Raw genomic sequence first — 24,243 nt, forward strand, 5'->3', positions numbered from 1 at the left:
CCTTCTCCCCTTGCGGGTTCTGTAGGCACAGCCATTCGTCGAAGCCCTCGCGGGTGGTGCCCTCGGCGAAATGCCAGTCGGTGGCGGGAGCGGCGACCCCGGTGACGCAGTGGCCCCCGGACCAGGCCAGCCCCTCCCGCAGGTCGCGCAGGTGCACGCCGATGCTCGCCGGGTCCGAGGTCACGTCGTGGCCGCCCTGGCGCAGCACGGCGGCGGTCGAATCGAGCATGATGCGGAAGGCGTTGTAGGCGTACCCGGTGTTGCGCGTCCCGTCGTGGTAGGGGTTGGTGCCCTCGCCGTACGGCGTGTCGGGGTCGTGGCGCCCGTACCCGCTGATGGGGTAGAGGACATGTTTCCCCGCGTACCAGTCCAGCGCCACCGGGTCCCTGCCCGCCAGGAGGATGTTCGCGCGCACCGCCTTCGCGTAGGGGCCGGCGGGACCATCGGGATGGGACGGGCTTACCCAGATGGCATCGATGATGTTGAGGTCGGGGTAGATGACCTCATTCATAATCCTGCCCATAAAGCCCTGATAGATGAGGTCGTAATGGACGTTACTGGTCATATGGATGCTGGGCACGCCCATGAAGTTCTTGAGGCTGGCGGTCACCCCGGTGGCGTTGTGGCTCTTGAGCACGGGGACGTTGATCAGTTTCAGGCGGCTCCTGTCGTAACCGGAGCCGGTCCAGATGCCGTTGCGCAGCGAGATGCACGTCCCCAGCTTGGTGATGAACTTCGGGTAGGAGACGTTGGCGCCCAGCGGCACGTAACCCTGGCGCATGTCGCCGCCGTCGAAATCGCCCACGACGTCGTCGGTGAAGGACCACCAGCTGGAAGTGGACACCCTTCCAGGGTCCACGCAGGTGTCCACCACCGCCTGGAAGGACTGGGCGGGGTTCTCGGCGTTGTTGCGGGTGTGGTAGTAGTCGGTGCCGCCCTCGCAGTTCTCCACCAGCACCACCTCGCCGGTGAAGCCGTCGGGATGGCCCAGGATGGCGGTGACGAGGCCGCGCACCACGTCGGTATTGGTCATGCCGCGCTGGTCCCAGGCGGCGTTGACCTTGATGAGGACCACGTCGTTCGCGGCGACGATGCCGTCCGGCCCGGCACCGGGGCAGTCCAAGGCGCTGCGGTAGAAGGAAACCCCTCCTTCGTCCATGAGGCGGATGAGCGCCTGCACCCCCTGGTGGTAGGGGCTACCAGCGGGGACTGGGACGTTGCTGACGGCGAAGACATCGTGGCCGCCGCCGGGAACGGACGCCTCCCACGCCTCCGGGACCAGGGATGCTGCGCGCGCCCTGGCCTCCGCCAGGTCGGGGACGTCCCCCTCCCCCGCCACGTTAGACACCCCGCCGGCCATGATGCAGAGCGAGGCCACGAGGACCGTGGTAATGACCGGGACGATGCGGCGGCGCCCATGCCGGCTCACCGCGTGCGCCAGCACGGCGCCCGCGGCCGCGAGCACCCAGGCGGACTGGGCCGCCGCGGCCTGCTGGCAAGGGTAGCGCAGGCGCGAGGGGCGGCGTCCGCTGCGCAGCATCAGCCAGGCCAGGCACAGCAGGCCGAAGGCTGCGTGGGAGCATCTCCACGCTAGGAAACGGATATCCCTGCCGGAGGGAGTTCCTTTTTCCATCCTCTCTTTCCCGCGACGCTGGCGACCAGGGCGGGACTTGTCCGCCCCGCGTCGGGAGGACAGGGTCCCGTAACCCTATTCTACCTCGCGGGGACGGCGTGGAGCGGGACTGAAGAGCGGGGCGAGCCCCATGAGTTGCCGGTACCAGAACTGGGTGAGGAAGGCGTAGCCGAAGAGCGCCGCCCCCTGGCCTTTCAATATGCCCAGCCCCCGGCGGGCCACCGCCACCGCCCCCACCCCGACCAGGGCGGGATAGAGCATGGAACTGGCCAGGAAACCGGCGAAGACCGGCCAACCCACCAGGCCGAGAGCGAAAAAGACGATGGAGAGGGTGAAGGCGACAAAACCAATGAGCGGAGCCAGCTTGACGAAGAGCCAGAAAGAGGGCAACTGCACGAAGCCCAGGTGCCCGTAGCCCGTCTTGAAGAACGTGCCCCTCCCGGACCTGAGCGCCACCTGTATCCCGGCCTGCCGTTCGCGGAATTCGTTAACGCATTCGCCCAGGTTGCGGGGGAAGTCGCGGCGCACCACCACCTGGGGGACGTAGGCGAAACGGTAGAGGCGGCCCTGTTCGTGCATGATGCGCTGGAGGCGCAGGGTCATCTCCATCTTCGCCTCCACCTGCGAGAGGCCCGCCTGGAACCCTCCCGCCGCGAGGAGTTCGCCCTTGCGGTAGAGGGTGAGCGAGCCGTAGGCGGTGGCGGGACCGCCCAGGTACGGCGCCCCGGCCAGAAACCCGAGCTGGATGCGGAGGGAGTCCATGAGGGCGAACCTGGTGATGCGCCGGGGAGGCAGATGCCCCTCTCCCTCCATGTCCGAGGGGAGCTCGACCCCCATCACCGCCGGGGCGCTCACCTCCCCCTCCATGAAGGGCCTGACCATGCATAACAGCGCGTCCTCCTCCAGCAGCGCGGCGCGGTCGGCCACCCCGAAGATGGGGTAGCGGGCCAGGTTCAGGGCCAGGTTGAGACAGTCCGCTCCCGGCTCCCCGTCCGTGCGCACCAGGGTCAGCCGGTGGTCGTCGCTCTGATAGACCTCGACGGCCTGTGGCGCCTCCAGCACGCGCCGGTAGACGCGGTCCACGCGGCGCAGGAAGAAGGTGTGAATGATCCTCTCCGCCCTCTCGTCATCACTTCTTCCGTAGACGACCAGCACCTCCATCTCGGGATAGCGCTGTGAGAGGTTGCGGTCTATCCAGTGCATGGTGTCCTCGCCGGTGGAATCGATCTCCGCCACCAGGGTGAGGGGAGGCACCATGCCGCTGCGAGAGAGGCGGTGGGCCTCCTCGACGTATCCCATTTTCTTCCAGCGCATGATCGCCCGGTAGCCGACGGCTAGATGCAGCATATGCATGGTGTACAGGACGAGATAATAGGCGATGGCCAGGCAGACTAGGACGTGGTATACGGTGCTCATCCCCTGCTCTTCCCGCCGCGTGGGGGCCGGTATGACAGGACCCGCTCCAGCTCGGCGTCCCCGATGCCCGCAAGGACCTCCGCGAGACGGGCGTTGACCTCCGGGTCCTGCAGGTCGGAGAGGACCTGGATAAGGGTGCCCGTGCTGCCTATCTCGGCGAGGCGGCGGATGATGCGGCCTGCCTCGGGGGCCTCGACTCCCTCACGCATGTCCTTCACCAGCCTCTCCACGATACTCCCCTCCTCCAGGGCCTGCGCGGCCGTCTCGCGCGCGAAACGGTCGCCGTCCCAGAGCATCTCCACCAGGGGCGCTTCGCCCGCATCCCCCATCTCCCGCAGCGCTGACGCGGCGTTGTTGCGCACCCAGAACTCCCGGTCCCGCAGCAGCGCCGCCAGGCTGGGCGCATCGGAGGCGTCGCCCACCTTTCCCAGCGCCTTCGCGGCCTGGGCACGCACCTGCCAGGCCGGGTCCTGCAGGCACCTCAGCAGGGCGGGCCTGGCCGGACGGTGCCTCATCCTGCCCAGGGAATCGGCGGCCCGCGCCCTGACGTCTATCTCCCCGTCAGCCAGGGCATCGACCAGTAAGGCGGCTTCTTCGTCGCCTCCGATCCCCCCGATGACCTCCGCCGCGAAGGCGCGGTGCATCGGGTTATCGCTGCCGAGCAGGCCCGCAAGGACGCGCCGAGATTCGTCGCCCGCCTCCTCCATGGCCTCCGCCACCTTCTCCTGCGACCAGCGGCTGCCGCTGTCCAGGGCATCGATCATGGCCTGCAGCGCTTCCCTCGACCCGGTGCGCACCAGCGCGAACAGCGCGGCCTCGCGCACTTCCTCACTGGGGTCCCGCAGCAGCTCCGCCAGGGCCGGCACCGCGTCAGGGTCGCCTATGCGGCCCAGGCGCCGCGCCGCGCCGCCGCGCCTGGATTTGGAACGGGAGTGGAGCTGGCGCGTGCGGTCGGCGGCGAATCCGGCAAGCCGGTACAGCTCGACGATCTTCCCTTTCCATTCTCCCGTCCCCTCGTCCCCCATGCGCAGCAGCACCTCTTCCAGCGCCCCGGGGTCCGGGTCGGGGATGAGTGTCTGCAAGGTGCGGTCAGGGCTCAGCTTCTGCAGCGCCGCATAGAGGATGGTCTCGTAGCCGCGCATGGTCTCCAGCCTGCGGGCCCTGGCATAGATCTTGAGGATGCGCACCAGCATGTAGATGGCGAAGACGATGAGGGCAAAAACGACGCCAACGAGCACAAAGAACAGTATGGTCCCCATCGTCTATCCCGCATCACATGTCGTACCTGAGGAAGCAACCATTTTGCTATTATAAATCGTGCGGCCCGCGGTTAACAGGACGTCGCCAGGCCGCGGCGTGAGGAATCGTCCGGCCGGTAGCGGGAGCTGAGATGCGGGAGGGGCAGCGGTGTTCGTACTGGACTCTCATACCCACATGTTTCCAGCGCGGGTGCGCGAACACCCCGGCGAGGTGGGGGAAGAGGAGGGCGCCTTCAGGCTCATGTTCGGCCGGGGGGACGGGCGCATGGCGAGCCCTGAGACCATGCTGCTGGAGATGGATGCGGCGGGGGTGGACATGGCCGTCATCTGCCCCTTCCCCTGGACGTCCCTGGAGCGTTGCAGAGAGAACAACGACTACCTCCTGGAGGTGGCCGCCGCCTGGCCGCACCGCTTTCTGCCCTTCGCCGTGACCAACCCGGCCGCCGGCAGGGAGGCCGCCGCGGAAGCGCGCCGCTGCCTGGAGGCGGGAGCACGCGGCCTGGGCGAACTGCACGCGCAGCCACAGGGTTTCGACATAGCCGATGGCGCGGTCATGGACCCGCTGGTGGAGCTGGCGGTGGAATTCGATGTGCCGGTGATGATCCACGTCAACGAGCCGGTGGGGCACGACTACCCCGGCAAGGGGCCGGTCACACCGCGGAGCATCTACCGTTTCATCGCGACCTACCCCGACGCGACGTTCATCCTCCCTCACTGGGGCGGAGGACTCCCGTTCTACGAACTCATGCCCGAGGTAGCGGAGGCATGCGTCCGCGTATACTACGATTCCGCCGCCTCCCCTTTCCTCTACCGCAGCGAGGTCTACCGCCTGGCGGCGGCGGCCTGCGGCGGCCACAAGATCCTCTACGCCACCGACTACCCCCTCATCCCCTACGAGCGCACCCTGGCAGACGCCCGCGCGGGCGCAGGCAGCGACCTCGCGGCGGACATCCTGGGGGGGAACGCGGCGCGCCTCTTCCTCGTCGATAAAGGGTGAAGGGCCGCGGGGCGGGCGCTCCGGGCGCGGAGCGTACGGCGGGGAACGGCGCCTTCCATCAGCGTAATTGAACGGCCTCGAGAAGGAATGCCGCCGCCGCGGAGTGAATAAAGAAAAGAAAAACACTCGGAAAGGAGCTTGCGGGTATGATCTCGAAGTGGGGCAGACATATGTACGCGGCACTGGCCATCCTCGCCCTTTTCCTCCTTCTCTCCTCCGTAGCGGCCGGACTGAGCGGGTGCGCCGCCACCAGCGCTTCGACGGCCGGCACCGAGCCCGCCCCGGAGCCGGAGAAACCCCCCGTGAACCCCCTCACCGGGGAGGTGGTAGCGTCGTGGGACCAGATCACGCGCCGCCCCCTGGCGGTCAAGGTTGAGAACCACGCCGATGCGCGCCCCCAGAGCGGCATCGTCGACGCCGACCTGGTCTACGAGGAACTGGTGGAGGGCGGCCTGACCCGCTTCATCTGCATCTATCTCTCGCGTGACTCCGCGGCCATAGGGCCTACCCGCAGCGCCCGGCCCTCCGACATCGATATCACCTACTACCTCAACCCCCTGCTCATCTGCAGCGGCGGCTCGGACTCCGTCATGTCCATGCTGCGAGCGTCGGGGATGCTGTACATAGAGGAGGACGACGCCCATTTCTGGAGGGAGCGCACCCGGCGCGCCCCCCACAACCTCTACACCAGCACCACCCTGCTGCGCCAGTACCTCGCCGAGCAGGGCGATACCTACGACTTCCTGCCCGATAGCGGCCTCTATTTCGTGGACCCGCAGGAGGAAGAGGCGAAGGATACGGCCGACGCTTCCGGCGAGACTGAAAACGGGGAGGCCGGGGAAGAAGCGGGAGCGACAGAGGAGAGTGTCATGGTCAGCCCGGCTACATCGATCAACATCGCCTACAAGGCGGCCATGTGCGCCGCCTCGTATCAGTACGACCCGGCCACGGACAGTTACCTCCATTCCATCCAGGGAAAGCCGCACAACGACCTCACCACGGGGAGCAGGGTGGCACCCCGCAACGTCATCATCCAGTACGTCAAGGTCACCAACAGCGGGCTGCGGGATTCGGCGGGTTCTCCGGTGCCGGTGTCGCAGGTCACCGGGAGCGGGCAGTGCCTCGTGTTCAGCGGCGGCAAGGTATACCACGCCACCTGGAAGAAGGGGAGCCGCTCCGTGCCCACCACCTTCACCGATGAGAACGGCAACCCGGTGCCGCTGCACCCAGGGCAGACCTGGATCCACCTGCTGTCAGAGGACATCCCCGTCACCTACAAGTAAACGAGTCCCTGATGGGGTCAGCCCCTGACATGTGACATTCTCAGCAAAGTAGACGGGGTCAGCCCCTGACATGTGACATTCTCTGTATAGGCTGGATTGCCATGGCTTTCCTCTAGGAAAATGTCACATGTCAGGGGCTGACCCCGTCTACCCGTCAGGGGAGGATGGTCCCGGACCGCACCAGCCCGGGTAGCTCCTCGAGGCTTCTCACCACCGTGCAGTCCGGGTTCGAGGACCACCCCCAGCGATCCAGGAGGACGGGATGGATTCCCGCGGAGCGTGCACCGAGCACATCGGCGTAATAATGGTCTCCGACGTGTACGGCCTCGCCGGCCTCGATCCCCACCCTGCCCAGGGCACTGCGGAAGATAGAGGCTTCGGGTTTTATCTGTCCCAGGTTCGCTGAGCTGATCACGAACTCGAGGTAGCGGCTCAGCCCCAGGTGATGGCAGAGGCCGGGGAGGCGCGCGTCCCAGTTGGAGACGATCCCCATGCGTATGCCCATCCCGTGCAGTTCCCGCATGGCGGGTATCACGTCGGGGAAGAGGGTCCAGCGGTCGCCGTTTCCGAACTCGTCGTAGAGCAGGCGCCCCAGTTCGAGGCTGTCTTCGACCCCGGCTTCGGCCATGGCCAGACCGTACATCTCGCTCCACATGGCCGCTGCTTCCTTCTCCGAGGCCCAGAAAGTGTCGTCGCTCCAGTACCTCGCCTCGTAGTAGCGTTCCGCCTGCTCCATACCGCGCCGCAGGTCCTCCAGGGGAGGGTGGAGTCCGCGGCCGGCCAGCACCTCCACACACACCTCCTCCACGGAGGGGTGCGGCAGGAGCAGGGTGTTCCCGGCGTCGAAGAAGACGGCCTTAATCCCTTGGCGCAAGCCTCTCACCTCCAAGGGGATTGTATCAGCCCCCGCGGACGGCGGCGCTTGAGCCTAGCCGGCTGGCTCGGATCGGATGGGATCCTCCAGCGCCGTGACCGCCGGCGTTGTCGATTGAAGCGCAACGATATGTGTAATATCATTGGACGATATGTTTAGCTGGATAACAGGCCCGTTAAATCGCATAGCGCTCAAGCTGCTCCCCTATGCAAGCCTCGCGGACCGCTTCCGGGAAGCCCTGGGCGGGTTTCCCGAGTGGCTGGTGGTCTTGATCATCGCCATGTTCCCCATCTTCGAACTCAGGGGGGCGATCCCGGCCGGAGTGGCCCTGGGCATGCCGGTATGGAAAGCCTCCGTGTTCGCGGTGATCGGCAATATGATCCCCATCCCCTTCATCCTGTGGTTCCTGGACCCCTTCTCGAGCTGGCTGAGCCGGCACTCAAAGACCATGGACCGCTTCTTCACCTGGCTCTTCGCCCGCACCCGCCGCAAGCATTCGGCGTCCTTCGAGAGGTGGCAGGAGATCGCCCTGATGATCTTCGTGGCCATCCCCCTCCCCATGACCGGGGCGTGGTCGGGAGCGGTGGCCGCTTTCGTCTTCGACATCCCCAGGCCCACCGCCCTCCTCTTCATCTTCTTCGGGGTGCTCATCGCCTGCATAGTGGTGGCCCTGGCCACGTCCTTCGGCTTCCTCCTGGGTTGGCAGGGGTCCCTGGTCTTCTTCGCCCTGCTCACCGCGGTGCTCGTATACATCTTCATGCGGGGCAGGAAGGAATACGCGGCGGAGACGGGCAGGCTGGATGGCGAGGAGGCTTTTCAGGAGGACGTATCCCAGATCGATACGGATGCTTAGAGCGAATGACATTTTCCCCGGTCACATCCATTGAAGCGTTGTAAAGCAGGGGTAGGATACACCCTGGCCCCGACCTGCCTGAAGCCGATCCCTGGCTTGCGTGACGCGACGGCGGTGGCGTTCAATAGACCCATGGCTGATAAACGGAGAAACGCAAGGCTGGCGGTATCTGTCGCTGCCGGGAAGACGGTGACCCAGCTCTCGCGGCGCCTGGGTGCGGGAGCGGGCTCTAACTTCCCGGGAAAGGTGATCCTGCGCATGCACCCCGAGGCCCCCGAGGAGATGGCATCGTCCCTCTCCGGCGGCTGCGTCCTGGTGAGCGGGACCAACGGCAAGACCACCACCTCCAACCTGCTGGCGGGGATGATGCGAGCGGGCGGGATGCGGCCCGTGCACAACCGCGTGGGGGCCAACCTCATGACCGGCATCACCGCCGCCCTGGCCCAGGCCTCGGACCGCAAGGGAAGGCCCCGCGGCGACATCGGACTCTTCGAGGTGGACGAGGCCACCCTGCCCATCGCGGTGCGGCGCCTGCGGCCCCACCTGGTCATCGTGACCAACCTCTTCCGCGACCAGCTCGACCGCTACGGCGAGCTGGAATCGCTCTCGCGGAAGATGGACGCAGCCCTCTCGGACCTGGACGGAGGCGCGTCAGTGCTTCTCAACGCGGACGACTCCCTGGTGGCGTCGCTGGGCAGGGATTGCCCGGCCAATATCTACTACTACGGCATCGAGTACGGGGGCGTGGCCGAGGCCGGACTGCGCCACGCGGCCGACTCCAAGCACTGCCGCGATTGCGGCTCGCCCCTGGAATTCGAGGCCAACTACTTCGGCCACATGGGGAAGTACTCCTGTCCGGGCTGCGGAGCGGCCCGCCCGCCCGTCGATTTCGCCGCGACCCATATCGAGCTCTCGGGCACCGCGGGCTCCCGCGTCAACCTGTCCACCCCCCTCTGGCGGACCGAGCTGTTCCTGGGTCTGCCGGGCTTGTACAACGTACACAACCTGCTGGCGGCCTGCGGCGGCGCCCAGCTGCTGGGGCTGGGGATGGAGGCCGTGCGCCGGGGCGTGGAGGTATACAGCACCGCCTTCGGCCGTGGCGAGCGCATACCCGTGGACGGCCGCACCCTCTTCCTGGTCCTCTCCAAGAACCCCACCGGCTTCAACGAGGTCATCCGTACCCTGCAGGGCGAGGGCACGGGCCTGGCGGTGCTCGCCGCCCTCAACGACCGCATCGCCGACGGCCGCGACGTGTCATGGATATGGGACGTGGACTTCGAGGAGCTGGCGCCCCTGGCGCGCTCCCTGGTGGCCACGGGGACGCGCGCGCGCGACATCGCCCTGCGCATGAAGTACGCCGGCCTCGACCCTTCCGCCATCCGCGTCGAGCCCGACCTCAAGGGCGCCCTGCGAGCCGCCCTGGACGGAGCCCGGGAGGGTGAGACGGTCTACGCCCTCACCACCTACACCGCCACCCTGGACCTGCGGCGGCTGCTCACCCGCATGGGCGCCGCCCCCGGACTGTGGAAGGAGGGCTGAGCCCTGAAGGCGCCAGAGCTGCGCATCTGCCACCTCTACCCGGAGCTGATGAACATCTACGGCGACCGCGGCAATGTCATCACCCTGGCGCAGCGCTGCCGCTGGCGCGGCTACGGCGTGCGGGTGACGGGCGTGAGCCTGGGCGACCGGTTGGACCCAGGGGAGCACGACCTCTATTTCATCGGCGGCGGGCAGGACCGCGAGCAGATCCTGGTCTGCGAGGACCTCAGCCGGGAGAAGGGAGAGGCCCTGCGCCAGGCGGTGGAGGAGGGCGCGGCCCTGCTCTCCATCTGCGGGGGCTACCAGCTCCTGGGCGATCATTTTCTCACCTACACCGGCGAGGACCTTCCCGGCATATCCCTCTTCGACGTGAAGACCGTCGGCGGCGATACGCGTTTCATCGGCAACGTGGCCGTAGCCAGCTCGCTCGCGGGCGTTGAGGGCACCCTGGTGGGGTTCGAGAACCACTCCGGGCGCACCCATCTCGGGCCGGGTTGCAAACCCCTGGGCAGGGTGATAGCCGGCTATGGCAACAACGGGGAGGATGGTGGGGAGGGGTGCGTTTACCGCAACGCCGTGGGCACTTACCTGCACGGTTCCCTCCTGCCCAAGAACCCGCGCCTGGCGGACTGGTTCATCCTGCAGGCGCTGCGGCGCCGCCACGACCTGGAGGGACTTCCACCGCTGGACGATTCCCTGGAGGACGCTGCCCACCGCGCCGCCCTCGGCTTCATCCTGCGGGACCGGGGCTGGCGCCGCCGCCTCCGCAAGTCTTAGGGGTCAGCCCCTGACATGTGACATTTTCTTAACGGCGTAATCTTTTCAGGTCTTTCTTTGCTGAAAATGTCACATGTCAGGGGCTGACCCGTTCCTGTTCAGGGGATGCTGGGTATGGGTAGAATAGCTTGGAAACGGTTTCCACGCAGTGATGCGGTCCGGGAGAGGAGCACGGGATATGGACTACCTGATCATAGGCAACGGAGCGGCGGGGCTGCGCACCGCCCAGACTATCCGCAAGCGGGACCCGGAGGGGGCCGTCACCATGGTGGACGAGGAACGTCATCTCTCTTACTACCGCATGAGGCTGCCCGACTACATCAGCGGATGGAAGAAGCGCGAGACGGTGTTCGCGGTCGAGGACGATTTCTACGTGGAAAACCGCATCGAGCTGAGGCGCGAGGACCGCGCCCTGGAGGTGCGCCCGGACGCGCACGAGGTCGTCCTGGAGAAGGGCGGCACCGTCTCCTACGACCGCCTGCTCATCGCGTCGGGGGCGCGCCCGCGCCGGATGGACTGTGAAGGCCACGGACTTGACGGGGTGGTCTACCTGCGTACCCTGGACCAGGCCGATGAGATCATCGCGCGGGGCAAGGCGGCGAAGAACGCCGTAGCGCTGGGGGGCGGCCTGCTGGGGGTGGAAATGGCCCGTTGTTTCAACGAGCTGGGCCTCACCACCCATTACCTCATCCGCGAGGACCGCTTCTGGCCGCAGATGCTGGATGCCGCCGGGTCCTCGCTGGTGGAAAAGGTGCTTCTGGAAAAGGGGATCATCCTGCATAAGGAGGATGGGATCGACGAGATCACCGGCGACGGCAACAGGGTCACCGGAGTCAGGACCGCCGCCGGGAAGAGCCTGGACGCCGAGATGGTGGGGATCGCCATCGGCGTGGTCTCCAACCTGGAGTTCCTGTCGGGCAGCGGCATCGAGACGGACCGCGGAGTGCTCGTGGACGAGCACCTCCGAGCCAGCCGGCCCGACATCTACGCCGCGGGCGACGCCGCGCAGGTGCTGGACCCGGCCAGCGGCGAGCACCGCCTGGTGACCTCATACCTCAACACGCAGCGCCAGGGCGAGGTCGCGGGCATTAACATGAGCGGCGGAGACGCCGCCATGGAAGGCATCGTCCCCTTCAACGTCATCGTCATCTACGGGCTGCCCGTGGCTTCCATGGGGCAGGACCTCCCCCCCGACGAAGCCGGGTACGAGGTCCTCACCGGCGATTATCCCAAGGACGGACAGTACCGCAAGCTGGTCCTCTCGCAGGGCGTGCTGGTGGGAGCCACCCTCATCGGAAACATAGGTGAGGCGCAGGCCATGGAGTCCCTGATCAGGATGCGGGCCGATGTCTCCTCCTTCCGGGACCGCCTCTTCGATCCGGGCTTCGACGCCAAACGGCTCTTGGGGGAGATCAAGGGCGGCGGATGAACCCGGGGAGGGGCTCCTGGAGCTTGACCTTTTCGGCATTGCCTTGACATTATCTCTGTGTTATAGATAGTTGGGGATTTTCGCTAATCCCGTAAAGCAGGTAGAGTAAAAGGAGGAATACGAATGGGAGAGCCAAGCGACAAGAGGCCAGTCTTCGACGACGACGAGTGCACCGGCTGCGGGCTGTGCGTGGACGAGTGCCCGAACGACTGCATCGACCTGAACGACGACGACGTGGCCTTCCTTGCGAGGCCCGAAGACTGCGATGGCTGCGGCACCTGCTCCGAGGAGTGCCCCTCCGAAGCCATCTCCATGGAGTAAGTCCGAGGGGATATTCACAAGGGGAGCCGGGGCTCCCCTTTTCCTTCTGAGGTAAAAAATGGCAGAAAAAAAGGGCGACACCTCAAAGGTCAACATCTTCTGGAAGATCCCCATGTTCGAGTACCTCGAGGCCGAGGAGCTCGACCGCCTCTATGCACTGAGCACCACCGAGAAGGTCGCCAAGGGGGAGTATGTCTTTCTCGAGTGCGACCAGCCCCGCAACCTCTACACCGTGGTCAAAGGAGAGGTGAAGCTGCTCAAGCAGACGGAGGACGGCCGCGAGACCATCGTAGAGATGGCCTATCCCGGGGAGATCTTCGGAGAAGAGGCCATCTTCGACGGACAGCCTTACCCCATGACCGCCCAGGCCCTCGATGACGTGGAGCTCTTAGCCATCTCCCGTACCGACTTCTTCGCCTTCCTGCGCGACAACCCGGACCTGGCCCTCGAGATCATCACAGAACTGGGCAACAGGCTGCGGGAGGCCCAGAACACCATCCGCGCCCTGGCCATGGAGAGGGTGGAGTGGCGCATCGCGCGCGTCCTGCTCATGCTCTCGCGCAAAGCGGGGATCGTGGAGGCCGACGGGGTCAGCATCGACTTGCCCCTGACGCGCCAGGACATCGCGGACATGGCCGCCACCACGGTCGAGACCACCATCCGCGTGCTCTCCAACTTCAAGAAGATGGGCCTGGTGGACACGGAGAAGGGCAAGATCATCCTGCGCGACAAGAAGCACCTCGAAGAGATGGTCAGCGAGGGCTGCTCGCAGGTCTGAACGGAGCACCAGGACGGGGATCACCGGCCGGATCACACGCAGGCGGCGCTGGTCTGATCGAGGTCATGGCGCCAGCCGCCCATTCGCATATTATTGGTATGTCTGAAGCATGCCTGCTTGCTGGGCAAGTCGAGGGAGGAGGCCGAGACATGGCTGAGATCAAGCTCTATTCCACTCCCAGCTGTCCATATTGCCGTATGGCCAAGGATTTCCTCACCGAGGAGAAGGTCGATTTCAGCGTGATCGACGTATCCGAGGACGAGAAGGCCGCCCAGGAGATGGTCGACAAGAGCGGCCAGATGGGGGTCCCGGTGATGGAGCTGGGGAACGTGATCATCGTCGGTTTCGACCGCGGGGCTTACCGCAAGGCCCTGGTCGATGCCGGCGTGCTGTCGGAAGCGGCGAAATAGCCGGTGAGGACCACGGCCAGGGGCGCGGCGGGAAACGCATCATGAGCGGCGCCACCGACGTCCTGGAGCTGGCGGGGCCGCTCATGACGACGGCCATGGGCATCCTTCCCCACCGCGACGCGGAAAAAGCGCTCGACCTGGCGTTCTCCCTCGACATACCATTCTGGCCGCAACTGCCGAACCTCTCCTACTCCGAGGACACCTACGTGCAGACGGTCGCCGGCATGCCCGGGACGGAGGTGGACTATGACGGCCAGAGGATAACCTTCGACGAGGACTCTTTCTACGCCGGGCTCGAGGACTACCTCTCCCTGGACCCCCGGGACGACCTCTTCGCCATCACCGCCGCGGAGTCCGCCACCTACGGCGCCTTCCTGGAACGGGCATCCGCGGACTATCCCGCCCTGCGCGGGCAGTTCATGGGGCCCATATCTCTGTGCCTCATGGTCAAGGACTCAGGCAACAAGCCCATCATCTACCGGGACGATGCCCGCGAGGTGGCCATCCGGCATGTGGCGGCCAAGGTGAACCGCCACCTCGCGGACCTGCGGAGGATAAACCCGCGCTCCTTCGTGTGGGTGGACGAGCCGGGGCTGGAATTCCTCTTCACCGGCATCACCGGCTACACCTCGGAGAGCGCCCGCGCCGACCTGGCGCTCTTCCTCTCGCTCCTGGAGGGGCCACGCGGCGTGCACCTCTGCGGCAATCCCGACTGGGACTTCCTGCTGCAGTCGGCGGTGGACCTCATCTCCCTCGACGCCTACAACAACCACGACATCCTCGCGGGATACCGCTCGGGCATCGCGCGCCTGCTGGCCCGCGGCGGCACCGTCGCCTGGGGGTCTGTGCCCACCCATACACACCAACTCGAGGCGGAGACGCCTCGCGGCCTGGCCGACCGCCTGCTGGCGCTATGGGACAGGCTGGGCGAGGAAGGACTGGACCGCGGCGAAGTCGCCGGGCGCTCGCTCCTTACCCCCGCCACCTGCTGCCTGGTCAACCCCGACCTCACCGCCACCGTCGAGAAGGCCTACGCGGTCGTCAAGGAGGTCCAGGAACTGCTTGTTTGAGGTCCAGCGCTGCGCGTCGCTGCCCAAGGGCGCCGGCCCTGGAAGAGGGGGCCTTCCAGACCGGACCGGGAATCCATAGACCCAATGTTGCTCTTACGTAATGGCGACTGGGGCCAGTATAAATGCTGGCCCCAGCGCTACGCATCGCCCGCCCCCCAGGGCAGTGTTATTTCGTATATAGTAATGCGGGGGGAAAGGAGGCTAGTACGTTGATATCGGAAGAAGCATACAAGGCGCTCGAGGAGGCGGTGGGAGAGGAGAACGCCTCCCGCGAGCCGGCGGTGCTCGACGCCTACGCCTGGCAGCCCTTCCTCAACGAGGACCCGGCGCTGTGGACCGCCCGCCCCGAGGCGGTGGTCCTACCCGCCTCCACCGCCGAGGTGCGGGAGGTGGTGAGGGCCTGCAACCGCCACGGCCTCAAGTTCAAGGCCATGTGCACCGGGTGGGGGGTGCACGCGGGGCCCACCTCCGAGGGCGTGGTCCAGGTGGACCTGCGCCGCATGGACCGCATCCTCGACATCGACGAGAAGAACATGATCGCCGTGGTGGAGCCCTACGTGAGCGGGGCGCAGCTGCAGGCGGAGGCCATGAAGCGGGGTCTCAACACCCACCTCATCGGGGCGGGGCCGGTGTGCTCTCCCCTGGCCAGCGCCACCTCCATGCACGGCGTGGGCCACGACGGCATCTACATGAGCTACAGCCCCCGCAACGTGCTGGGGGTGGAATGGGTGCTTCCCGACGGGGAGCTGCTGCGCCTGGGCACCCCCGGTTCGGATGAGGGCTGGTTCTCCGGGGACGGCCCCGGTCCCTCGCTCCGCGGCATCATGCGCGGCTCGTCCGGCGCCTTCAGCGGCCTGGGCATCTTCACCGCCTGCGCCCTCAAGCTCTTCAACTGGCCCGGCCCCCCCGCCTTGAAGGCCGAGGGAACGGTCTTCGATTCGGTGGTGGAGCGCCCCGAGAACCTGCGCTTTTACGGCTGCATCCATTACGAGGCGAAGCATTTCGCAGATGCCATGTACGAGCTGGGCGAGGCGGAGATAGGCTATCTCTGCCTGCGCATCACCATGGGCTCCTTCCCCATGTCCATGGCCCCCAAGCTCTACCGCAAGATCATGAAGACCAGGAACATCCGGAGCATCATCTACGACGTGCTAAGGTATCCCTTCACCGTCCTTCTGGCGGGCGATTCCATGGGCGAGCTGGAATACCAGGAGGCGGTGCTCAAGCAGATCGTGCATAAGCACAACGGCATCCTGCTCGACATGCAGGCGCCCCCCCTGGCTCCCATGCTGCCCCTCAACCTCATCCGCGCCAGCCTCATCCCCGCGGCCTTCCGCCTCGGCGGCACCTTCTGCACCAACCTGGACGAGAACGACGCCCTGGACTCCCAGATGCCCTGGGCGGACGCCATCGCCGCGGTGAAGAAGCCATGGATAGAGCGGGGCGCCATCCTGGACGACGGCGCCGAGAACCCCTACTTCGTGCCCTACGAAAACAACACCTGGGCCCACTGCGAGGTGGTGCACATGTACAGCGTCCACGAGGAGAAGAGCCTGCAGGCCCTCAAGCCCCTGGCCTTCCTCTCCACCCTCGAGGCCATAGAGCACTGCATGACCCCTCTCTCGGTGCTCACCCCGGAGGTGCGCAAGGCCTTGAGCCCCCTGGCGGGCGACTTCAACCGCTGGCAGCAGAGGATCTCGGCCGGCTTCGACCCCGGCCAGGCCGCCGACACCGGGCTGTACTGCGAGGAGAAGGACTTCGAGACGGAGAACGTGGACCCGGAGAGGGTCAAGCGCTTCGAGGAACTGAGCGAGCGCCTGCGCTGGGGGGAAGACGGCCCCCCCGCGTGAGGGCTCCATGCAACGAAGGAGGCCAAGAAGGAGCCTAGAGCCTTGTTGCGTTGCTCCCCACCACGCGAAAAAAAGTCCGTCCTCAGTCGATCATATGGCTCTTTAAAACATCCACGACGCTATCCAGGAACACGATAAATGCCTCTTCGTGCTGCGAGCCCTTGAGGTTTCCGGGGTTCGGGAAGGGAATATGGGAGAGGGGTTCTCCGGCTTTTCTCAGCAGAGGGACCACCTCAACGGCGAGATCGCGCATCCTCTCCGCCGTGAGGAATTCATTCGCGTATACCTCCTGTTGCCGACGCCGATCCGAGACCACCTTGTCCAAGGCAAAGAAGATATCCCCCCAGACGAAAAAGGCCGGCCGCTCTTTGTCCAGTCCGAGTGATGCGGCGATCCTTTCCTGATCGATCCAATAATAAGCATTACCATGACCGCCTCTTTTATGTGCGACCCCCGCTCCCACCAGGTCCTCGAGCACGCCGTATACCCGTCTCTGCTGGTAGCTCGTACTCAAGGCGATACCGTTCGAACTCCCCCCCCTGTTCGTAAGCAGATAGGTCATGACGTCCGCTCGAGCCCCGGCCCCATAGTAGTCCCTGAGTCGGAGCATGAGATTGGCAGGATTGCCGAGGTCCGGCTTCTGTGAGTGGTTACGGATCCTGGGGGTTCCCCTCAACAGCTTCCACTTCAGGAATACCTCGTCCGGCTCCTTGCCCTGCCGGTCATAGCGGCCTTTTTCGTGCTGGAAGAGCTCCTCCGTTCCCACCCCGTCGAGTGAATCACTTGCTTCCTTTCTCACCCCCGGGAGGATGTCCTTGCCGACCTCACCGGCAACGTAATCAAGAAATGCGCCGAGCGTCCTCTGGGTATCGGGACCAAATGCGCGGGAGATCCTTCTCAACCGCCACGGCTTTAAAAACCCATGGTTGATGACCGTCCAGTCCATCGCTTCATCGAAGATCCTCGCGTCCTCCCTTCCAAACGCACAGGTCCCGACCAATAGCGCCTCCGGATCGATAACGGAGCCGCGACACGGCTCCGCGGCCACATAGGCTCCCAGCGCCGCCCACTGGCTCCACATGATTCCGCTAATCGCTTGCCGCAAGCTCTCCAGCCAGTTCTCCATGGCCTATCTCCTTGAGCACCGCTTTGATCTCAGGCAGTTTTTCCTTCGCTTGTTCAAGACACCAATCGGCAGCTGCTCGCGCCTCTGTTTCCGATACCTGCATCCTGACAAGGTCTCCGATATCGGGCTGACCCCGGTCGACAGCCGCCCACATCTTCAGGTACACCATATGCTGGCGTGAGCAGAGGCGTATGGTCAATCGATCACCGAAGCGCCTAACTTCCGCTTCATCTATGATATCCGCAGGCAGTTCAGTATCATCGTGCAGGATCGTGGCAGCGGTACTGAACCAGTGCTTTCCCTCTCCATAGAGGTTCCCGACCCTTTCTACCGCCAGATCGAACTCATTGGTCATCAAAGGCTTCCTGAGCACGAGGGAACCACCTTGCTCTTCCACCACGCCGAGTCCGTCTATATCTCTCGTGGGCCTGTCGATAATCCCCTGCAAGAGAAGTACCATTGCGCCGCAGATAACGATGTCCACAGGTGCCGACCCCTGCTCCTCCAGCACGGTGTTCAGTGCTGAAAGCATGTCCTCTGCCTTTTTGTATTCCATTCTAACTTCCCTTTTTGTTAGTACTAATAATACTAACTGTTATGATTATTAATACTAACTTTCTAAGCTATACTTGTCAAGAGGCCTCCGAGAAGCGCCACTAAAGCCGCGAACGGTCTGTATCATGCTTCGCGTCACTGCCGCTGGGTACAATAAAGATGGAAAGAGGGGCCCTGACCCGCAGGGCCCCCGCTTGACCATCTGATGGAGGAAGACCATGCCCCTGGATAAGATACGCAAGCGGGACGGCTCAGTGGTCCCGTTCGAGCCCGCCAAGATCTCCACGGCTGTACGCAAGGCCATCGAGGCGGTGGATGAGGGCGAGCCTGCGCAGGCCGAGGTGCTGACGCGCGCGGTCACGCAAAAGCTCGAGGCGCGCTTCGCCCAGGACATCCCCACGGTGGAGGAAGTGCAGGACCTGGTGGAGGAGACCCTCATCGCGCAGGGCCTCCCCCGCACCGCCAAGTCCTACATCCTCTACCGCGAGCGCCGGGCCGAGATCCGCCGTACCAAGGACTTCATCGGGGTCAGGGACGAGCTGAAGCTCACCGTGAACGCCGTCAACGTGCTCAAGAAGCGCTACCTGCTCAAGGACTCGAGCGGGCAGGTGGCGGAGACCCCGGACGCGATGTTCCGCCGCGTGGCCGCCGCCGTAGCCCAGGCCGACCTCGCCTACGACCCCGGGGCCGACACCGCCGCCCTGGAAGAGGATTTCTACCGCCTCATGGTGGCGCTGGACTTCCTGCCCAACTCCCCCACCCTCATGAACGCGGGGACGGGGGTGGGGCAGCTCTCCGCCTGTTTCGTGCTCCCCGTGGACGACTCCATCCCCGGCATCTTCGACGCTGTGAAAAACATGGCCCTGGTGCACAAGTCCGGAGGCGGCACCGGCTTCTCCTTCTCGCGCCTGCGCCCCCGGGGTGACGTGGTGCAGTCGACCATGGGCATCGCCTCGGGACCCCTCTCCTTCATGCGCATCTTCGACGTCACCACCGAGGTCATCCGCCAGGGCGGCCGCAGACGCGGCGCCAACATGGGCATCCTGCGCTGCGACCACCCCGACATCCTCGATTTCATCACCGCCAAGGACCAGGACGGCTTCCTCTCCAACTTCAACCTCTCGGTGGGCATCACCGACGAGTTCATGCAGGCCCTGGAGGCGGACGACGTCTATTACCTGCGCAACCCGCGCAGCGGGGCCGTCACCGGCAGCCTGCACGCCCGCGACGTCTTCAACCTCGTGGTCACCCAGGCCTGGCGCACCGGCGACCCCGGGCTCGTCTTCATCGACACCATCAACCGCACTAACCCTACGCCCCACCTGGGCGAGATGGAATCGACCAACCCCTGCGGGGAGCAGCCCCTGCTGCCGTGGGAGAGCTGCAACCTCGGTTCGGTCAATCTGAAGAATATGGTGAGCGGCGGGAAGTGGGACAGGGAGAAGCTGTCTCGCACCATCCGCGCCGCCGTGCACTTCCTGGACAACGTCATCGACATCAACCGCTGGCCGCTCCCGGAGACGGAGCGGGTCACCCGGGGCAACCGCAAGATAGGCCTGGGGGTCATGGGCCTGGCCGACGCCCTGCTGCTCATGGGCATACCATACGACTCCGAGGAGGGCCTGCTGGCGGCGGAAGAGGCAGCGTCCATCCTGGAGGAGGAATCGCACCGCGCCAGCGGCGAGCTGGCGGGAAAGCGCGGCGTCTTCCCCAACTACGAGGGCTCGGTGTGGGAGAGCAGGGGCGTGCCCATGCGCAACGCCACCACCGTGACCATCGCCCCCACCGGGACCATCAGCATCATCGCCGGGTGCTCGTCGGGCATCGAGCCGCTCTTCGCCATCGCCTTCGTGCGTAACGTCATCGAAGGCACCCAGCTCATGGAGATCAACCCCATCTTCGAGGAGACCGCGCAGCGGCTGGGCTTCTACAGCAACGACCTCATGATGGGCATCGCGCGCAGTGGCACCCTGCGGCATGCCGACGGCATCGGTGAGGACGTGAAGCGCGTCTTCGTCACCGCCTTCGACATCTCGCCGGAGTGGCACGTGCGTATGCAGGCGGCCTTCCAGAGGCACTGCGACAACGCCGTCTCCAAGACCATCAACTTCCCCTCCGACGCCTCCATCGACGACATCGAGGAGTCCTACCGGCTGGCCTACGAGCTGGGCTGCAAGGGCATTACCGTCTACCGCTACGGCTCCAAAAAAGAGCAGGTGCTCTACCTGGGCAGCGACTCGCTCATGCGCCTGCTGGAGCGCCCGGAGTACACCATGGCCGAGGCGGAATACGCCGGGGGGTGCCCCACCCCCCTCTGTTTCTTCTAGGCGAAGACCGGGACGGGGAACGCAAACGTGAGACTGCTCATCGCCTACTGCGGGGGGCCCATACCCATCAAGCGGGAAGACTTCACCGTGACCTTCGACGACGGCTTCGCCCAGCGTTTCCTGCGCCACCTGGTAAATGACGAGGGTTACTGCAACGGCTGCGGCGTGCTCTGCGACCACTGCCGCGACACCTACGGCATCGACTTCTCCGGCGACATCACCGGCATCCTGCAGATGCCCTCCGTGCTGCCCTACTACCTGGACGACCCCATGGAGCTACTCGGTGGAGGGCTGCCGCCCCACGACGCCACCGTGGCCATAAACGTACACCAGGAGATCCTGCTCGCCCTGCCAGGGGCGGCGGCCGCGGCGGGCTCGCGGGTGATCATCACCCCCTCCGAGGGCCCCGACTGGGTGGGCCGCTGGGTGAAGGGTCAGGTGAAGAAGGCCTGCCGGGAGCTGGGCATGGGCTGCGCCTTCCCCAAGCCCTTCTGCTCCCTGCCCCCGGGCATCCATCCGGCGGTGGACGAGTTCATGGACTATTTCCGCATCGGGTACCCCAAGATCCGGCTGGAGCTGGGCGACGGTTACATAAAGGAAGCCAGGGTGGTGCGGAGCGCGCCCTGTGGCAACACCTACTACGTGGCCTTCAACCTCAAGGGGGCCCCCCTGGACGCGGCCGTGGCCGAGGTGGTGGCGAAGTACTGGCACAGCTTCCCCTGCATCGCCTCCATGGAGGTCGACCGCGAGCTGGGCGAGACCATCCTGCATATGGGCGGGTTCATGCATTACCGGGCGGTGCAGGAGGCCCTGGCCGAGGTGGGGGTACGGGTGGAGCTGCCGACCTCCCCCGCCATGGCCCGCGTCTCTGCGCGGTGAGCGGTGGGGCCACTGACCATACATTCGGGTCTAAATAGGGCTTTCTTCTGAACCGAGATATACTATGGACATGGAGCTTTGGTTCTAAGGGAAGGTAGATGGCAGAGAAGAAGATACTGGTGGCCGACGACGACCCCCACATCCGCCGCCTCATCGCGGAACTGCTGATGGCGGAGGGCTACAAGGCGCTCATGGCCGAGGACGGTGAGGAAGCCATGCGCGTCTGCCACGAGGAGCACCCGGACCTCATGATCCTGGACATCATCATGCCCAAGATGGACGGTATGGAGGTCTGCCGCCGCCTGCGTGACGAGACGGCGGCGCCCATCGTCTTCCTCACCGCCAAGGACGACATCACCGACCTGGTGAGCGGGCTGGCCATCGGCGGCGACGATTATATCACCAAGCCCTTTAAGGGAGCGGAGCTCATCGCCCGCATCAAGGCTGCCCTGCGCCGCGCGGACATGGTGCGGGACTCCACCGAGAAGGAGGAATACGTCTCCATCGGCGGCCTGGAGATCGACCGCAAACGGAGAGAGATATCTTTGGACGGCAAGCCGGTGGACCTCACCCAGACCGAGTTCGACCTGTTGTGGCTGCTGGCCAGCCACCGCGGCACCGTATACTCGCGCAAGGACATCGTGAAAGCCCTGTGGGGTTACGAGGACCCGGGCATCTCGCGCACCATCGACACCCACGTGGCGCGGCTGCGCAAGAAGATCGAGCTGGACTCCTCCAGCCCCGAGTTCATCAAGACCGTCACCGGCGTAGGCTACAAGTTCTTCTAGTTTACGGGGTCAGGTCTTGATTCTTGCATACCTCGGTATGTTATCCGATTATTGCCATCATATAGCTGTCTTTACCAGGCATTACGTATTTCTTCTCTTGACAATAATATGCAAAAAACAAGACCTGACCCTGTAAGAAGATCCTTCATACCATTCGTTCTCATACATATCAAGAAGGGCGCGGTGTGCCGCGCCCCTGTCGATTTTAAATAGTCGGCGGCTAGGATCTCGTGTTCCTCCTGCGCCTCAAACGCACAGGGCCCGCCAGGGAGAGCAGCCCCAGGGTCAGCCCCAGCATGAGCAGGGCGGTGCCGCTGCCCGCGCCGCAGGGAGAGGTCACGGTAAACCCGCTCGCGAGGCGTGCTTCCTGGCCGTCCGGATTGGTGACCACCACGTCGTATATCCCCGGTTCCGCACCGAAGAGCCCCACGGTGCACGTGATCTTCTCGCCCGATACTACGCTCACGTTGTAGGCTTGGATGACCGCGGCGCCCTTCTCTAACCTTACCGCCGCGCCCGGCTGGAAGCCGGTCCCCGCGAGGTCATCTATATTCATGGCGAAAGCATATTGCGTGCCTTGCGCTGGCGTAATGGAGGTCACTGAAAGCTGTGGAACGACTCCGCCGCCTCCATCCTCGGTCTTCAGGATGACACCGGCATCCCCCACTGCCCAGGCGGTATCGGTATCTACCGCGCATACGTCATAGAGGTAAGTAGTTACTCCGGAGTCCTGGGTGATCCAGCTCGCGCCGCCGTCAATAGTCTTGAAGATTGCTCCCGCCGAACCGACCACCCATAGCGTGTTACCGCCAGGTGACGATAACGCCTGCGGGACAATCCCGACGGGGGCCGGCTGAGTCAGCCAGGTCATGCCGCCGTCGTAGGTCTTCTTCACTCCGCCTGCGTCGCCTGCGACATGCGTATAAACAGCCCAGGCGCTCACAGTGTCATGCGCCACAATATCAAACATGCTGATATCGCCGGGGAACCCCAGGTAACGATAAGCCCAGTTCGCGCCCCCGTCGGATGACACCCAGACAATGGGATATGGGCTGGCCCAGCCGGACGAACCGCCAGCCGCCCATATGACCTGATCGCTGACTGCATATACTTCGTTGACATGGGGGGGAACGGTGGTATGCAGCATCATCGTCCAGGTGGCTCCCCCGTCGTCGGTCTTCCAGATCGCTGCCTCGTACGAGTAGCCGAAGGGCGCCAAGCCGGTCAAGATATAATTCACGGAGACCAACAACGTATCGGCATCAACGACCGCTAGACCACTGATGGTCTTCTGCAGGATTCTCGAACTTGTATGGAACGCAGCTATGGCCTCGTCCTGAGATACCCAGGTCCCGCCGCCGTCGGTGGTCTTGAGCAGGGTATCCCCGCCCCCAGCCCAGACCGTCAAACTGTCCACGGCTGCCACGGCGCCTAGGAAATCGGTGGTGCTCGTTTCCTGTTGTACCCAACTATCCCCGCCGTCGACGGTGCTGAAAACAGTGCCGCCGACCCCCACCGCCCAGGCGACCTCACTGCTCACTGCGTCCACGGCATAGAGCTTCGGCCCGTCTGTTACGGGGGTCTGGTCTTCCCACCCGGCGCCGGATGCAGCGGCGGCGCTTTCCACCGTTACCCCGGGCAGGGGAAGCTGGAACATGGCGACCGCCAAAAAGACCGCGATACAAAGCAATATCACGTTACGGGCTCTGATCGAATTACGCATGTTGGCCTCCTTTGAAATAACCCTTCATCAAGACCACTTCAGAGCCGGCAAGCCTTAGCCCGGCCGGTTTCTCCAACGGAAGCAAACGAGGACGTGCGATTGCCGCCTCGTGGAGCACGGGAATATAGAGATGCAAGCAAACAGTCACCCCCTCATCGCTCTCGATCCTATTATATAATCCCTCTATTTTGCATGTAAACCAACTAGAAACTACGCACAAGCTGGGTCTGTGAACCGCCCCGACTTTCCTGGAGGCTCCATAGTCTGAGAGGATGGAGCCATGAATACACAAAAGAGATATCCACCGGAGCTGAAAGAACGGGCGGTGCGCATGGTCTTCGACCACGCACCGGAGT

At 64.7% G+C, this 24,243-nt stretch carries 21 protein-coding genes; 14 read left to right on the forward strand and 7 right to left on the reverse strand.

Annotated features, from left to right (window positions below; genetic code table 11):
- The 3 genes from AB1384_11070 to AB1384_11080 form a co-directional block, all read right to left on the reverse strand.
- The coding region (locus AB1384_11070) for a DUF362 domain-containing protein (protein MEW6554813.1) at nucleotides 1-1,633 on the reverse strand (1,633 nt) is incomplete at its 3' end.
- A 75-nt stretch (nucleotides 1,634-1,708) separates the two neighbouring features.
- Nucleotides 1,709-3,049: a hypothetical protein gene (locus AB1384_11075; protein ID MEW6554814.1), complete on the reverse strand. Its 1,341-nt coding sequence runs from the start codon at nucleotides 3,047-3,049 to the stop codon at nucleotides 1,709-1,711.
- Entirely contained in the window at nucleotides 3,046-4,308 is a 1,263-nt protein-coding gene (locus tag AB1384_11080; protein MEW6554815.1) for a HEAT repeat domain-containing protein, read from the reverse strand. Before AB1384_11080 ends, AB1384_11075 begins: the two co-directional genes overlap by 4 nt.
- A gap of 148 nt (nucleotides 4,309-4,456) precedes the next feature.
- On the opposite strand from AB1384_11080, the gene AB1384_11085 reads away from it, so the two are divergent.
- Complete coding sequence (locus tag AB1384_11085; protein MEW6554816.1) at nucleotides 4,457-5,305, forward strand: amidohydrolase family protein; 849 nt, start codon at nucleotides 4,457-4,459, stop codon at nucleotides 5,303-5,305.
- 146 nt (nucleotides 5,306-5,451) lie between these two features.
- Nucleotides 5,452-6,588: a DUF3048 domain-containing protein gene (locus tag AB1384_11090; protein ID MEW6554817.1), complete on the forward strand. Its 1,137-nt coding sequence runs from the start codon at nucleotides 5,452-5,454 to the stop codon at nucleotides 6,586-6,588.
- A 154-nt stretch (nucleotides 6,589-6,742) separates the two neighbouring features.
- Here AB1384_11090 and AB1384_11095 read toward each other — a convergent pair whose 3' ends face one another.
- A complete protein-coding gene (locus AB1384_11095; GenBank protein ID MEW6554818.1) occupies nucleotides 6,743-7,462 on the reverse strand; it encodes an HAD family hydrolase in 720 nt (239 codons plus the stop codon).
- 151 nt (nucleotides 7,463-7,613) lie between these two features.
- On the opposite strand from AB1384_11095, the gene AB1384_11100 reads away from it, so the two are divergent.
- From AB1384_11100 to AB1384_11140, 9 genes are all read left to right on the forward strand, one after another.
- Nucleotides 7,614-8,315, forward strand: coding sequence for a small multi-drug export protein (locus tag AB1384_11100; GenBank protein ID MEW6554819.1), 702 nt, complete (start codon nucleotides 7,614-7,616; stop codon nucleotides 8,313-8,315).
- 132 nt (nucleotides 8,316-8,447) lie between these two features.
- Nucleotides 8,448-9,854 (forward strand): Mur ligase family protein, encoded by a 1,407-nt coding sequence (locus AB1384_11105; protein MEW6554820.1) that lies wholly within the window; start codon nucleotides 8,448-8,450, stop codon nucleotides 9,852-9,854.
- 3 nt (nucleotides 9,855-9,857) lie between these two features.
- Nucleotides 9,858-10,631, forward strand: a complete 774-nt coding sequence (locus AB1384_11110; GenBank protein ID MEW6554821.1) for a glutamine amidotransferase — start codon at nucleotides 9,858-9,860, stop codon at nucleotides 10,629-10,631.
- Between the two features lie 178 nt (nucleotides 10,632-10,809).
- On the forward strand, nucleotides 10,810-12,060 hold the full coding sequence (locus tag AB1384_11115; GenBank protein MEW6554822.1) for an FAD-dependent oxidoreductase: 1,251 nt from the start codon (nucleotides 10,810-10,812) through the stop codon (nucleotides 12,058-12,060).
- A 123-nt stretch (nucleotides 12,061-12,183) separates the two neighbouring features.
- Complete coding sequence (locus AB1384_11120; GenBank protein MEW6554823.1) at nucleotides 12,184-12,381, forward strand: 4Fe-4S binding protein; 198 nt, start codon at nucleotides 12,184-12,186, stop codon at nucleotides 12,379-12,381.
- 58 nt (nucleotides 12,382-12,439) lie between these two features.
- Nucleotides 12,440-13,159: a Crp/Fnr family transcriptional regulator gene (locus tag AB1384_11125; GenBank protein ID MEW6554824.1), complete on the forward strand. Its 720-nt coding sequence runs from the start codon at nucleotides 12,440-12,442 to the stop codon at nucleotides 13,157-13,159.
- A 149-nt stretch (nucleotides 13,160-13,308) separates the two neighbouring features.
- On the forward strand, nucleotides 13,309-13,569 hold the full coding sequence (locus AB1384_11130; GenBank protein ID MEW6554825.1) for a glutaredoxin family protein: 261 nt from the start codon (nucleotides 13,309-13,311) through the stop codon (nucleotides 13,567-13,569).
- Nucleotides 13,570-13,610: 41 nt separating this feature from the next.
- Complete coding sequence (locus AB1384_11135; GenBank protein ID MEW6554826.1) at nucleotides 13,611-14,639, forward strand: hypothetical protein; 1,029 nt, start codon at nucleotides 13,611-13,613, stop codon at nucleotides 14,637-14,639.
- A 209-nt stretch (nucleotides 14,640-14,848) separates the two neighbouring features.
- Nucleotides 14,849-16,489: an FAD-binding oxidoreductase gene (locus AB1384_11140; protein ID MEW6554827.1), complete on the forward strand. Its 1,641-nt coding sequence runs from the start codon at nucleotides 14,849-14,851 to the stop codon at nucleotides 16,487-16,489.
- Between the two features lie 82 nt (nucleotides 16,490-16,571).
- Here AB1384_11140 and AB1384_11145 read toward each other — a convergent pair whose 3' ends face one another.
- Nucleotides 16,572-17,615, reverse strand: coding sequence for a hypothetical protein (locus tag AB1384_11145; GenBank protein MEW6554828.1), 1,044 nt, complete (start codon nucleotides 17,613-17,615; stop codon nucleotides 16,572-16,574).
- A complete protein-coding gene (locus AB1384_11150) occupies nucleotides 17,578-18,171 on the reverse strand; it encodes a hypothetical protein (protein ID MEW6554829.1) in 594 nt (197 codons plus the stop codon). The genes AB1384_11145 and AB1384_11150 overlap by 38 nt, the downstream gene beginning before the upstream one ends.
- A gap of 217 nt (nucleotides 18,172-18,388) precedes the next feature.
- Here AB1384_11150 and AB1384_11155 point away from each other — a divergent pair, with 217 nt between their 5' ends.
- The 3 genes from AB1384_11155 (at nucleotide 18,389) to AB1384_11165 (ending at nucleotide 22,164) form a co-directional block, all read left to right on the forward strand.
- Nucleotides 18,389-20,497 (forward strand): adenosylcobalamin-dependent ribonucleoside-diphosphate reductase, encoded by a 2,109-nt coding sequence (locus AB1384_11155; GenBank protein MEW6554830.1) that lies wholly within the window; start codon nucleotides 18,389-18,391, stop codon nucleotides 20,495-20,497.
- 27 nt (nucleotides 20,498-20,524) lie between these two features.
- Nucleotides 20,525-21,376: a DUF166 family protein gene (locus AB1384_11160; GenBank protein MEW6554831.1), complete on the forward strand. Its 852-nt coding sequence runs from the start codon at nucleotides 20,525-20,527 to the stop codon at nucleotides 21,374-21,376.
- A gap of 98 nt (nucleotides 21,377-21,474) precedes the next feature.
- Nucleotides 21,475-22,164 (forward strand): response regulator transcription factor, encoded by a 690-nt coding sequence (locus tag AB1384_11165; protein ID MEW6554832.1) that lies wholly within the window; start codon nucleotides 21,475-21,477, stop codon nucleotides 22,162-22,164.
- Nucleotides 22,165-22,384: 220 nt separating this feature from the next.
- On the opposite strand, the gene AB1384_11170 is transcribed toward AB1384_11165, so the two are convergent.
- Nucleotides 22,385-23,887, reverse strand: coding sequence for a hypothetical protein (locus tag AB1384_11170; protein ID MEW6554833.1), 1,503 nt, complete (start codon nucleotides 23,885-23,887; stop codon nucleotides 22,385-22,387).
- Nucleotides 23,888-24,243 lie beyond the last annotated feature (356 nt).

It is taken from the genome of Actinomycetota bacterium (genome assembly GCA_040757835.1).
Classification (GTDB): Bacteria; Actinomycetota; Geothermincolia; order Geothermincolales; family RBG-13-55-18; genus SURF-21.

Coding starts and splice junctions, on each gene's coding strand:
- AB1384_11075 (MEW6554814.1), bottom strand. CDS start 3,049: ATGAGCACCGTATACCACGTCCTAGTCTGCCTGGCCATCGCCTATTAT.
- AB1384_11080 (MEW6554815.1), bottom strand. CDS start 4,308: ATGGGGACCATACTGTTCTTTGTGCTCGTTGGCGTCGTTTTTGCCCTC.
- AB1384_11090 (MEW6554817.1), top strand. CDS start 5,452: ATGATCTCGAAGTGGGGCAGACATATGTACGCGGCACTGGCCATCCTC.
- AB1384_11100 (MEW6554819.1), top strand. CDS start 7,614: ATGTTTAGCTGGATAACAGGCCCGTTAAATCGCATAGCGCTCAAGCTG.
- AB1384_11105 (MEW6554820.1), top strand. CDS start 8,448: ATGGCTGATAAACGGAGAAACGCAAGGCTGGCGGTATCTGTCGCTGCC.
- AB1384_11115 (MEW6554822.1), top strand. CDS start 10,810: ATGGACTACCTGATCATAGGCAACGGAGCGGCGGGGCTGCGCACCGCC.
- AB1384_11120 (MEW6554823.1), top strand. CDS start 12,184: ATGGGAGAGCCAAGCGACAAGAGGCCAGTCTTCGACGACGACGAGTGC.
- AB1384_11125 (MEW6554824.1), top strand. CDS start 12,440: ATGGCAGAAAAAAAGGGCGACACCTCAAAGGTCAACATCTTCTGGAAG.
- AB1384_11130 (MEW6554825.1), top strand. CDS start 13,309: ATGGCTGAGATCAAGCTCTATTCCACTCCCAGCTGTCCATATTGCCGT.
- AB1384_11135 (MEW6554826.1), top strand. CDS start 13,611: ATGAGCGGCGCCACCGACGTCCTGGAGCTGGCGGGGCCGCTCATGACG.
- AB1384_11145 (MEW6554828.1), bottom strand. CDS start 17,615: ATGGAGAACTGGCTGGAGAGCTTGCGGCAAGCGATTAGCGGAATCATG.
- AB1384_11150 (MEW6554829.1), bottom strand. CDS start 18,171: ATGGAATACAAAAAGGCAGAGGACATGCTTTCAGCACTGAACACCGTG.
- AB1384_11155 (MEW6554830.1), top strand. CDS start 18,389: ATGCCCCTGGATAAGATACGCAAGCGGGACGGCTCAGTGGTCCCGTTC.
- AB1384_11165 (MEW6554832.1), top strand. CDS start 21,475: ATGGCAGAGAAGAAGATACTGGTGGCCGACGACGACCCCCACATCCGC.
- AB1384_11170 (MEW6554833.1), bottom strand. CDS start 23,887: ATGCGTAATTCGATCAGAGCCCGTAACGTGATATTGCTTTGTATCGCG.